Origin of the sequence: Hafnia paralvei ATCC 29927, assembly GCF_001655005.1 — a bacterium.
Taxonomy (GTDB): domain Bacteria; phylum Pseudomonadota; class Gammaproteobacteria; order Enterobacterales; family Enterobacteriaceae; genus Hafnia; species Hafnia paralvei.
The window spans coordinates 27,773-39,420 of the sequence record NZ_LXET01000039.1; the positions used below are offsets into that span (position 1 = coordinate 27,773).

15 protein-coding genes are annotated in these 11,648 nt (G+C 43.3%); 11 read left to right on the forward strand and 4 right to left on the reverse strand.

The genetic code is table 11. The features are described from left to right. Nucleotides 1-223: 223 nt before the first annotated feature. Nucleotides 224-928, reverse strand: a complete 705-nt coding sequence (gene arsH, locus M988_RS09545) for an arsenical resistance protein ArsH (RefSeq protein WP_064573852.1) — start codon at nt 926-928, stop codon at nt 224-226. 85 nt (nt 929-1,013) lie between these two features. On the opposite strand from arsH, the gene M988_RS22375 reads away from it, so the two are divergent. From M988_RS22375 to M988_RS09580, 8 genes are all read left to right on the forward strand, one after another. Next, complete coding sequence (locus M988_RS22375) at nt 1,014-1,334, forward strand: metalloregulator ArsR/SmtB family transcription factor (protein WP_071778688.1); 321 nt, start codon at nt 1,014-1,016, stop codon at nt 1,332-1,334. A 45-nt stretch (nt 1,335-1,379) separates the two neighbouring features. After that, nucleotides 1,380-2,669, forward strand: coding sequence for an arsenic transporter (locus M988_RS09550; protein ID WP_064573856.1), 1,290 nt, complete (start codon nt 1,380-1,382; stop codon nt 2,667-2,669). Nucleotides 2,670-2,706: 37 nt separating this feature from the next. Further along, nucleotides 2,707-3,135, forward strand: a complete 429-nt coding sequence (gene arsC / locus M988_RS09555) for a glutaredoxin-dependent arsenate reductase (protein ID WP_064573858.1) — start codon at nt 2,707-2,709, stop codon at nt 3,133-3,135. A gap of 286 nt (nt 3,136-3,421) precedes the next feature. Then, the gene (locus M988_RS09560) at nt 3,422-4,468 is read left to right on the forward strand and encodes a LacI family DNA-binding transcriptional regulator (protein WP_064573860.1); all 1,047 of its coding nucleotides are present in this window, start codon (nt 3,422-3,424) and stop codon (nt 4,466-4,468) included. A 98-nt stretch (nt 4,469-4,566) separates the two neighbouring features. Beyond that, complete coding sequence (locus M988_RS09565) at nt 4,567-5,136, forward strand: gluconokinase (RefSeq protein ID WP_064573862.1); 570 nt, start codon at nt 4,567-4,569, stop codon at nt 5,134-5,136. 64 nt (nt 5,137-5,200) lie between these two features. Next, nucleotides 5,201-6,529 carry an MFS transporter gene (locus tag M988_RS09570; RefSeq protein ID WP_064573865.1) on the forward strand — a complete coding sequence of 443 codons (1,329 nt, stop codon included), beginning with the start codon at nt 5,201-5,203 and terminating at the stop codon, nt 6,527-6,529. 17 nt (nt 6,530-6,546) lie between these two features. Then, nucleotides 6,547-7,311: an SDR family NAD(P)-dependent oxidoreductase gene (locus M988_RS09575; RefSeq protein WP_008813507.1), complete on the forward strand. Its 765-nt coding sequence runs from the start codon at nt 6,547-6,549 to the stop codon at nt 7,309-7,311. A gap of 55 nt (nt 7,312-7,366) precedes the next feature. Beyond that, on the forward strand, nt 7,367-7,783 hold the full coding sequence (locus M988_RS09580) for an RbsD/FucU family protein (RefSeq protein WP_064573867.1): 417 nt from the start codon (nt 7,367-7,369) through the stop codon (nt 7,781-7,783). Between the two features lie 156 nt (nt 7,784-7,939). Here the strand turns inward: M988_RS09580 and M988_RS09585 are convergent, their stop codons facing one another. The 3 genes from M988_RS09585 to M988_RS09595 all read right to left on the reverse strand — a co-directional run bounded on the left by M988_RS09585 (nt 7,940) and on the right by M988_RS09595 (nt 9,869). Beyond that, complete coding sequence (locus tag M988_RS09585) at nt 7,940-8,467, reverse strand: GNAT family N-acetyltransferase (RefSeq protein ID WP_064573868.1); 528 nt, start codon at nt 8,465-8,467, stop codon at nt 7,940-7,942. Nucleotides 8,468-8,692: 225 nt separating this feature from the next. After that, on the reverse strand, nt 8,693-9,655 hold the full coding sequence (gene wzzB, locus M988_RS09590; protein ID WP_064573869.1) for an LPS O-antigen chain length determinant protein WzzB: 963 nt from the start codon (nt 9,653-9,655) through the stop codon (nt 8,693-8,695). Beyond that, a complete protein-coding gene (locus M988_RS09595; protein ID WP_008813503.1) occupies nt 9,645-9,869 on the reverse strand; it encodes a hypothetical protein in 225 nt (74 codons plus the stop codon). The genes wzzB and M988_RS09595 overlap by 11 nt, the downstream gene beginning before the upstream one ends. Before the next feature lie 90 nt (nt 9,870-9,959). Here M988_RS09595 and ydfG point away from each other — a divergent pair, with 90 nt between their 5' ends. From ydfG to M988_RS09610, 3 genes are all read left to right on the forward strand, one after another. Next, nucleotides 9,960-10,706, forward strand: coding sequence for a bifunctional NADP-dependent 3-hydroxy acid dehydrogenase/3-hydroxypropionate dehydrogenase YdfG (gene ydfG / locus M988_RS09600; RefSeq protein ID WP_008813502.1), 747 nt, complete (start codon nt 9,960-9,962; stop codon nt 10,704-10,706). Between the two features lie 240 nt (nt 10,707-10,946). Continuing rightward, complete coding sequence (locus M988_RS09605) at nt 10,947-11,279, forward strand: DUF1283 family protein (protein WP_048797676.1); 333 nt, start codon at nt 10,947-10,949, stop codon at nt 11,277-11,279. 43 nt (nt 11,280-11,322) lie between these two features. Further along, nucleotides 11,323-11,595, forward strand: a complete 273-nt coding sequence (locus M988_RS09610) for a DUF1161 domain-containing protein (RefSeq protein ID WP_008813500.1) — start codon at nt 11,323-11,325, stop codon at nt 11,593-11,595. Nucleotides 11,596-11,648: the final 53 nt, after the last annotated feature.

An 11,648-nucleotide genomic window follows, 5' to 3' on the forward strand; every position in this document is an offset into this window, starting at 1 on the left:
GGCACACAGCGTAGGTTTTCGCTCCATTTACTCAATTTAACATAATATACATTATGCGAACCAACGTATCATTAGGTGGAGTTTACAGGTTTTTAGTCATGGTTACGTTACTCACATGCTGACGCGCCTCCTAGCTATCCCGCCAAACTAAGCGATTCAGGCTCCAGTTATCTTTCTCACGTTACAGTCTTACTGCAGCGTTCACTGCTTTCAAATTGTGGTCTCAGATTTTTGCTTGATTGACCCGCGCCGAAAGTTCCTGATGGTTTTCTTTCCTTTCGCTGTAACGGTCGGCAAGATAGCTTGTATGTTCCTTCAGGATCAGGGTTATTTTGAAGAGCTCTTCTGCGACATCAACAATTCGGTCATACCAAGGAGATGGTTTCATGCGTCCTTCGTCATCAAATTCCTGCCACGCTTTAGGCACTGACGACTGATTGGGAATGGTGAACATACGCATCCAGCGGCCAAGTATTCGCAACTGATTTACTGCGTTGAACGATTGCGAGCCACCGCAAACTTGCATAACAGCAAGCGTTTTTCCCTGTGATGGACGAACAGCGCCTTCACTAAGGGGGATCCAGTCAATTTGGGCCTTCATAACCGAACTCATGGCGCCATGTCTTTCCGGAGAACTCCAGATCATTCCATCACACCACCTGACCAGTTCTCGTAGTTCAAGCACTTTCGGATGACTGTCCAAGGCATCATCAGGTAATGGCAGGCCGGAAGGATTAAATGTTTTCACCTCAGCCCCCATTTTTGTCAGTAACCGCCCTGCTTCTTCAGCTGCAAAGCGACTGTAGGAGCGTTCTCGAACTGAACCATAAAGGATGAGAAAACGCGGCATTGTTTCAGTGTTGCTTGCTAGTTTGCTGACGATTGCATCATCAAAGCAATCCAGTTCAACTGCTGGTAACTGTGTCATAAAAACCCTCTGTTTTATAAGCTATACTTTAAAACCTATCATATATGAAATATCATATGTATATGTTTTTTCGTTGAGGTCAGAAATGCTACAGCCTGTTCAGCTTTTTAAACTCCTTGCGGATGAAACTCGTTCGACTATTGTGATGCTTCTCAGGGAGTCTGGTGAGATGTGTGTTTGTGATATTTGTGCATCAACGGCAGAGTCTCAGCCCAAAATATCACGTCACATGGCTCTGTTACGCGAGTCCGGTCTAGTGATAGATCGCCGTCAGGGAAAATGGGTGCATTATCGACTATCACCACATATGCCTGCTTGGGCTGCAAGTATTATTGAAACAGCCTGGGACTGTGAACGTGAAAATATACGCAATAAGCTCAATAGAGCGTTGTTATCCTCCTGCTGAGGATGATGGATACATACGTTTTATCAAATATGAATGAGGTTTGTGATGTTACTAGCAGGCGTGATCTTCTTATTCACCCTAGTTCTGGTTATCTGGCAGCCTAGAGGTCTGGGAATTGGCTGGAGTGCCTCATTGGGCGCAGGTTTGGCATTACTGACCGGTGTTGTTCATCTAGGTGATATTGTTGCTGTCTGGCAGATAGTATGGAATGCGACCGCAACATTTATAGCTGTGATCATCATCAGTCTTCTCCTCGATGAGGCTGGTTTCTTCGAATGGGCTGCACTACATGTCGCCCGTTGGGGTAATGGCCATGGTCGAAGATTGTTTACTTGGATTATCCTGCTCGGTGCTATGGTCGCGGCGTTATTTGCTAATGACGGTGCAGCACTTATCCTGACGCCGATTGTGATTGCGATGCTGCTGGCTTTAGGTTACAGCCAGAGATCAACATTAGCTTTTGTCATGGCCGCTGGATTTATTGCAGACACAGCTAGTCTGCCTCTGATTGTCTCGAATCTGGTGAATATCGTCTCAGCTGACTATTTTAACCTAGGTTTTTCTGAGTATGCCGCAGTCATGGTGCCTGTTAACCTGACGGCTATTGCGACGACGCTGATTCTATTGCACCTTTTCTTTCGTAATGACATTCCTGCCGTTTACGATCTTTCCCTGTTGAAAGAACCTAAAAAAGCAATTCGAGATGCCAGAACCTTTAAAACCGGCTGGCTAGTTCTGACTTTGCTATTAGTGGGATTCTTTGGCCTCGAACCTCTCGGTATACCTGTTAGTCTGGTCGCCGCCGTTGGTGCCCTAATTTTGCTTACCGTCGCGAAGAGAGGACATGTCATAAACACTGGCAAAGTGTTGCGTGAAGCACCTTGGCAGATTGTGATTTTTTCACTGGGCATGTATCTGGTAGTCTACGGTTTACGCAATGCAGGTTTGACTCACTACCTTTCTGCCCTGCTAAATCAACTGGCTGAACAAGGATTGTGGGCATCAACCTTAGGGACAGGATTCCTCGCGGCGTTCCTCTCTTCCGTCATGAACAATATGCCGACCGTTTTGGTTGGTGCCCTGTCGATTGATGGTAGCGTAGCCACAGGCGTTATCAAAGAAGCGATGATTTATGCCAATGTTATCGGTAGCGACCTTGGGCCTAAAATTACGCCGATTGGCAGTCTTGCGACGTTGTTGTGGTTGCACGTTTTGTCGCAGAAAAATATTACGATTACCTGGGGATATTACTTTCGAGTAGGCATCGTCATGACAATCCCTGTACTGTTTGTCACGCTGGCGGCATTGGCTTTGCGCCTGTCAGTAGCGCTATAGCCATTACCTTCAGGAGTATTAACACGAGATCATTATGATGAACAATATCACTATCTATCATAATCCAGCCTGCGGAACGTCGCGCAATACCCTAGAGTTAATCCGCAACTGCGGCGCTGAGCCCACGGTTATTATGTATCTTGAAACACCGCCGACTCGAGAAGAACTGATTAAACTTATCGCGGATATGGGAATCTCCGTTCGGTCGCTATTACGCAAGAATGTCGAACCTTATGAACAATTAGGTCTGACAGACGATGCCTTCAGTGATGAACAACTGATTGATTTTATGTTGCAGTACCCTATCCTCATCAATCGTCCAATTGTTGTTACCCCGCTGGGTACACGCTTATGTCGGCCTTCTGAGAGTGTTCTGGATATTTTAACTGATGAGCAATGCGGCTCGTTCACTAAAGAAGATGGTGAGCGAGTCATTGATGAACAGGGTAAACGGATAAAAAAATAAGTGCTGGGTAAGGGAGCAATTATGCTCCCTTTTTGTCATCAGATTTGAACCTGATTAACATTGCACAATAGCGTCTTTATGTCTTCTCCCTACTCAACCCACGTATCATCAAATCTCCTCTGCTGTTTAGTAAACATAACGCGAGTGTTATGACAGTTTTCACAAAAGTATTATTCAGTTATTTATGTATTCGCTTTCTGCTTGCTTGGAATATATATCCCTTATAGATTGCTGTTTAGGGAATCAGGAACATGGCCAGAAAGAAGTAAATAAGAGGATAGATTTAATGGCAAATATTCGCGATGTTGCTCGGCTAGCCAAAGTATCTATCAGCAGTGTATCTAATGTGCTGAATAATAGAGTTAGTCAAATGAGCACAGAAACATTGTTACGCATAGAACAAGCAATACGCGATCTCAACTATCGTCCAGCAAGGAGCCTGCCATCGGCTGGCGATGAAAAAAATAAGATTTTTGGCTTGCTGGTACCCTCTATTGTTAATCCTAGTTTTTCTGCATTAGCTCATGAAGTGGATTTAGCTGCTAGAGTATTTCGTTATCGAGTATTGTTGGGAAACTCTTACCGCCAAGAGGACGAGGAGCGTGCATTCATTGAGGATATGTTTTCACACGGTGTACGCGGGATCATTGTTGCAGCAAGTGATATCAGGAAGACCCATTTTATTCGCGCCGCTGAAAAAGGAATGGTTATTGTCAGCTATGATAATCATTCTCCTGATGGCATATCTAACCATGCCCATATTTTTGATAGCGTTTCAATGAATAACATTGAAGCAGGTCGTTTAGCCACACGCCATCTCGCTGAGCGCGGCTGCAAAAATATATTTTTTGCCACAGAGACGACGCTGACACTGAGCCGTAGCCATAAGATTGATGGATTTCTGTCTGAGCTACGTCAGCAAAACTTGCCGTTTCAGTCTCGGATTATTGAAGGTAAAGCCAGCAGCGAGTATGGCGATACTGAGATGTTTGAGCTGGGATTAATATTGGCACCTAGGATCATCAAGCTTCCTATACTGCCTGACGGAATTGTAGCAATTAATGATGCTTTGGGAATCGGATTGATGGTCGGTTTGCAAGCTGTGGGTATACGTATTCCAGACGATATATCATTGGTTGGCATCGATAATATTTCGTTATCTAACCTTAGCTCCCCTGCTCTAACGTCCGTTATGCCCCCGCTGGCAGAAATGGCGCAGCGAATGGTGGGACGACTGATAAATAGAATTGCCGAGCCTTCATTACCGATCAGAGAATATCTTTTTACTCCAATGCTCATCAATAGAAAATCGGTAAGACCGCTAACTAGCTAAATAACCAAATAACGTAGTCATATATTAAATTAGTTTTCTTTCTTAGCGATGAGTTCATTGCCTAAATATCTTTTAATAAAAATTAGAGGAGCAACACTATGAGTGCAAAAAAAACATCATCAGACTGTCATATAATATCGGAAAAACCACATAAAAATCATCAACTATGGATATTAATGGGCGTGTCTGGTTGTGGAAAATCCGCAGTTGCGCAGAGACTATCATCTGCATTGAATATTCCATCTCTTGATGGTGATTTTCTTCATCCCCGCCATAATGTGGATAAAATGGCGAATGGCCAAGCGCTTGATGATGATGATCGCTTACCTTGGCTACAGGCGTTAAATCAGGCCGCTTATGCCATGTTGCGCACGAACCCGAATTCATTGATGGTCTGCTCTGCCCTTAAGAAAAACTACAGGGATATACTGCGACAAAATAACTCGGGGATACATTTTATTTTCCTCAGCGGTAGTAAGGATGTTGTCAAGGAGCGACTTCAGAAGCGTAAGGGACATTTTTTTAAAGATACAATGCTGGACTCACAATTTAATACCCTAGAAACTCCTGATGTTGATGAGAAAGATATTATTACAGTTGATATTAATCACAGATTAGATTCAGTGGTTTCTGAGTGTATTAGACAAATAAATATAACCAATCGTTAATTGCAGCGAAAATTAAAAAATACATTAGCAACTTGCTAATGCTAGCCCATTGGAAATATCCATTATGAATAAAAGAACTCCGCAGGATATTGAACGTAGTGCAATAAAAAAACTTACACTACACATTGTCCCATTAATGATATTGCTCTATTTTTTAGCTTTTCTTGACCGTAATAATATGGCCTATGCTGCTATGGCATTAGAGGACAGCCTTGGTTTAACAGCATCTGCCTTTGGATTCGCCTCAGGTATTTTCTTTATTGGCTATTTTATGTTTGAAATACCAAGCAATGCAGGAACCATAAAATTTGGTCCACGTATATGGTTTGCGAGGATCTTAATTTCATGGGGGGTGTTTGCAACTTTGCTTGGTTTTGTTAGAACACCAATGGAATTATATATCTGTCGCTTCATGCTTGGCGTCTGTGAGGCCGGTTTTTTCCCTTCAGTAGTCTATTATTTTACAGTATTTTTCCCACAAAAGTATCGCACAAGAATTTTAGGTATGTTTATTATTGTACAACCTCTCTCTAATGCGATCGGCTCTCCTATTTCTGGTTTTATTCTGAATATAGATCAAGGCTGGTTTGGTTTGGAACCATGGCAATTACTGTTTATCATAGAAGGTATTCCGCCAATTATTATTGGATTGCTAATTCCTTTTATTATCAAAAACTATCCAAAGGAAGTAAATTATTTAGATATTGAAGAAAAGGCGTGGTTGATGAGTAGCACCGAGCGCTCCAAATCGGGGTCAAAAATTACGCTGTCTGATTTCTTTAATGGAATTAAAAATCGTAAGTATCTACTGTATGCAATGCTGAATTTCGGCATGGTGTGTGGGATTTATGGTTTTGGCATGTGGCTTCCCTCGATCATCACTGCTATCTCAGGCGACGATATCTTTAAAGTCAGTCTGATGGCCCTAATTCCTTATGGTCTTGCAGCATTATTAGTCTATCCCTGGAGCCTGTTGGCAAGTAAAACTCGAAAAATCGGCGTGTTTGCCGGTATCAGCATGGTTGTTGCGGCGATGGGCTTAGTGGGCGCTGTCATCTTCTTTAAATACAACGTGTTTGTCTCACTATCGTTTCTATGTATTGCCGCTATCGGAATATATACCTCCGTTCCCCCATTTTTATCTATGCCGGCCAATATTTCGTCAGGCGCAGCAGCGGCAGCCGGATTAGCCGTCGTAAGTTGTATCGGTAATATCGGCGGTTTTGTTGCCCCCTATGTGGTTGGCGTACTCAACGATATGACTCATAGCAGCATGCCAGGTCTCATCTTTTTATCTTTATGCCTATTGGTTACCGGTCTCATTTGCATTTTTTACTGCGCCAAACAGCGTGAAGGCGTTATTCAATCCGAATCCTTTTCAGGAAAAAACTAACACACGAGGTATCAATTATGGGAACTCTAGCAGGTAAAAAAGTCTTTATTACAGGTGCAGAACAAGGGATTGGGCGAGCTACAGCTGAACAATTAATTCGATCCGGCTGCGATATTTATCTCCACTACCATAGCGGTGAAGAAGGTCCTAAAGCGTTGGCGGAGTTAGCTCATTCATTGGGGCAAAAAGCTGCCTATGGTTATGCTGACCTGATTAATTCTGAGGAGGCCGAGCATTGTGTTAACACTGCAGCCGAATTTTTGGGAGGAATTGATATATTAATCAATAATGTTGGGGGAATAGTAGGCCGTAAATGGTTAGGTGAAATTGATCATCAATTCTGGCAGACCGTTCTCGATGTGAATATGACAACGATGCTTAATGTGACACAAACTGCGCTACCTTTCTTAAAATCATCGGCTGATGGCGCTAGCATTGTCAATCTGGCTTCCTTAGCTGGTCGTTCTGGCGGACATTCAGGGTCTCTAGTTTATTCCACGACGAAAGGCGCTGTACTGACTTGGACTCGCTCTTTAGCAGCAGAACTCGGCGAACATGGCATTAGAGTAAATGCCGTCGCCCCCGGTTTGATTCTCGGTACGCGTTTTCACAATCGTCATACCACCCAAGAATCAGCAGAACAGACGATTCAGGCCATTCCCCTTGGTAGAGCGGGAACACCTGAAGATGTTGCTCGAGTTATTAGCTTCCTTGCCGCTGAATATGATGGTTTTATTTCTGGCGCGACTATCGATATAAACGGTGGGATTTACCGTATGTAATTCACTTACAGGCAGCCGTCAATTTGCGACTGCCTTTATTCATCCGAGAATAATTATGATTAAATCAGAACTCATTCACCCTGAGCTGCTATGCTCGCTCGCTAAATGTGGCCATAAAACACAGGTGCTGATTGCTGATAGCAACTACTCAGTCATCACGAACGCTCCTCGTCAGGCAACGGTTATTTATTTAAATCTAACACCGGGAGTTATACCTGCAACATTAATTCTAGAAAAGGTCCTTACCAGTATTAATGTTGAAAAAGCAGTTTTAATGGCTTATCCCTCTGACTTTATAAATACGATTGAATCTGAATATCGGCAGATACTTCCAGAAAACTGCCCGATAGAATACTTGCCGCGTCAAGATTTCTATAATCAAGTCAAATCTGATCAAACATTATTAGTGATTGCATCAGGAGAGCAACGTCGATTTGGTAATCTACTTCTTACCATAGCCCCAGTTTTCTAATGTTATTCGCGTTGAAGAAATAATAATACAAAGGGATGTATAAAGCCGAAGTAAGGTAACTCACACATCCCTTTATCACACTACATAATAGACAAAACAACAACATTCTGTACTTTTCGCCAAGAGCGTCGCTACTTGAGATATTTATTGATAAGACTAAACACCGTCCATCACCACAAAACGAAGGTCGTGGCAAAAAGTAGTGTATTGCTCATCTGACAATGCTTGCTTACTGCTAAGTACGATTAATTGATGATCACTCATTTCTGCATGATAGCTCGGATGATGATGTACAAAGTCATTTTGAATAAATCCTAAGCTTTGATAAAAGCGCAGTCGGCGATGAGCAATCTCCGAGGTTAGCGGATCAATTTCCAACACCGTTTGCGGGTGATGAGCTAAGAAATGTTCGAGTATTTGTTTACCAAATCCTCGCGAACGAACGCTAGGATCAATCGCTAGATGTTCAATGTATGCATAGTGCTTAAACATCCAGTAGCCGATAAAGCCGACGAACGTGTTGTCGAATTCCCATGCCTCTAGGTGATATGCAGGATTGGCCAAAGCCGAGTGTTTCGCCCTTTCCTCTCGTTTTTCATGATAAGGAAATGCGTTTGCATAAAGATGATCTGTCAACGTATAGAGTTTTTCATCCATGTTTGTTATACGCGTAATGCTAAACATCTCTATCTCTCAGGTTTATGTAGGATGGATTAACTATAACAGGATGGATAATAATGAAAATACGCGGCAGATGTTTTGCGAGTGTATCGACTATTTATGAGCGACAATTTGATGACTGTAGAAGTAAAAATCCACCGGCAATCTCCGCGTCGTGTTACGCAAAGCTTGCTCGGTGGATCTGTGACATACCAGCGTTCAAATTCCAATCAACTTAAACGCTCGGCGTTATGCCGCTTGATTCTTGTCCTTCATATTACGTAAGAAGCCTTTTACCAAAACAATCGCTGCACCAATCAGTCCGCCAAGTAAAACAGACAAAATCAGAATGAGTGCTCTCTTTGGTGCATCTTTGATCATAGGTAGCGAAGGCTTCTGCGAGTACGCGAATGCCTCAAACTTATCATTGCCCGTATCGCTTAGCTTAATTTTCTGCAATGCCTGCAACGTTTCACGATTAGAGTAATAGCTATCGCTTAAATATAATGGCCAGCTTGACTCGTTATTTATTAAAGTCTTGAGAGCAGATTCTCCGAGCATGAATAGCATATCATCAGACAGTCCGTTCACTTCTTTAACCGCTACATTTTTGGTATCAGTCGCTTCAGCAACTTTTAGTGCTTCTGTTAATGCCGTCAGGCGACGATTTTTCTTCGCTTCGGCAGTTTGAAGTTGGGCATCGAGTGAGGTGTTAATGGCATCCATTCTCACCTGTAGCGCTTTACTTGCATTAGAATAAAAACTGCTAGATGTTTCCTTATTGACCTTGCTCAGCACCGCTAACAGTGATTTTTGAGCTTCTTCTGGCGTCTCTGCGCTGAAGCTTACGGTGAAGGAGTCTTTGCTGCCCGAATTTGTCGGTTTAATATCTAACGGTTTTTCAGGCATAAAGGCTAAAGTTTCCGCCGACATACGTGATACGAAATTAGCAAATACATCATTGCCAATATCCTTACTATTTGAGGGGTCAATAACAGCAACCGCCGTTGGGTAGTCGGCTAACTGACCTAACTGTGGAGGCGTTATTATCGCTGTCGACGTCCATTGCTCTTTTGCGATGACGATGTATCCGATAGCTAAAACAATAGCAATACACACGGCGGCAATGATGGTCTTCTTTCCATTCCATAGCTGTAGCAGCAGATCGAGCAGATCAATCTCATCGCTGTTGTTTTTTTGCTCAAAACTCATAGGATTTCCCATACATATTATTAATTGTTCTAGCTAATATTTGTTCTTTTACCGAATAATATACCGCCATTGCTAATAGCTGGCGGTTGATATATCGCGTACGAATATGACCGCTGATAGTACTAAATACCTTATCGATACTCAATCGGACAAAACTCTGTTGAGCCTTTATTTCATCTAAGATTTTTCCGTATTTGTAAGTATAGGTAGCCATTATTTTTCTACTACCTGCAATGGCAATTTAACGTGCTTCTGGTAGATTGAATGGACTGGATTTTAGGCTAACTTAACGAGGCAATTTGAAATGAATATATTTGTAACCGGTGCTACTGCAGGATTCGGTGAAGCTATCACGCGCAAATTTATCAAAAATGGACATCATGTCATTGCGACCGGTCGCCGTTTGGAACGCCTCGAAAAGCTCAAAGATGAACTGGGTGATGCACTAACAATCCTGCAGTTAGACGTACGGAATCGTGCGGCCATCCAACAAGCGCTGGAAAGCCTCCCTGTCGAGAAACGTCGCATTGATGTCTTGGTCAATAACGCTGGATTAGCGCTGGGGCTAGAGCCTGCGCATAAAGCAAATATTGATGACTGGGATACGATGATTGACACAAATGCTAAAGGTTTAGTCAATATGACCCGGGCAATCCTACCTGATATGGTTGAGCGTAATGTTGGACACATCATCAATATCGGTTCAACGGCAGCGAATTGGCCTTACGCTGGAGGGAATGTTTACGGCGCCACCAAAGCATTTGTAAAACAATTCAGTTTGGGTCTACGCGCTGATTTACACGGAACTCGAGTGCGCGTTAGCGATATTGAACCCGGTCTTGTTGGTGGCACTGAGTTCTCAAACGTGCGTTTCAAAGGTGATAATGAGCGTGTTGGTAAAACCTATGAAAACGCCAATGCCCTGAGCGCTGTAGATATAGCAGAAGCGGTATATTGGGTTGCGACGCTGCCAGCACATGTCAACATCAACACCATTGAAATGATGCCAGTGAGTCAGTCCTTCGCCCCGCTCTCTGTTCACCGCGGTTAAGCATCAGATAACAAGCTAAACTTTTGCATTGAACGCCTTTACCAATCGTTGAAGTTTAGCTTTATCTGCCCTCTCTCTTTTGACTAAACCACACCGCAACCAGCCTTGATACAAACTATCAGCGAAACTGAACGGGTGTTATAGTGGCTCTATATTGCGTGTGATGATCGAGAAAATCGGTCATGGAAAAATGAGGATAACTACGTGAAACTAAAAAAATTACAGGTGGTCGCTCGTTGGATGCCTTTAGCTGCAGCCCTCATTATGGGCGGCTGGCAAGCATCAGCTTTGGCTGACTCTTGTGCATCAGGCAGCACGTGTGTATTCGGCTCAAGCGGCGGTCAAGATAACTCGCTGACGAAGGAAGATGCGCGCCAGCAAAAAGAGCAATGGGATGATACTCGCTCTTTGCGCAATAAGGTGAATACACGCGTTGAGAAACAGTTCGATAAATTCGATAAAGCGGTTGATTTGCAGGATGCATGTGAGAAAAGCCTTAACGTCAACGCATACTGGGAGCCCAACACCCAACGTTGCCTAGATAGAAATACTGGTCGCCCGCTTAATCCATAAGCGTTGAAGTCGAGTCTACCCTTAGGAAACTTGGAGGAATTTCATGAAGAAATCATTGATTGGCATCATGCTGTTAGGCGCGATTCCATTGGCTGCTCAAGCATCCTGTGAAACGGTCAAAGCAGATATTAGCCAAAAGATTATCAATAATGGCGTACCCGAGTCAGGCTTTACGCTGGATATTGTGCCAAACGATCAGGCGGAATCTAGCGGTGGACAGGTTGTCGGCCATTGCGAAAATGACACGCAAAAGATTATTTATCAGCGTATCAATGGCAACGAAGATGAGAGCACGGCTACCCCTGCTGCACACTGATCTCGATGAAGAACTTAATGCTAAAAGGCTGCTTATCGCAGCCTTTTTTACAT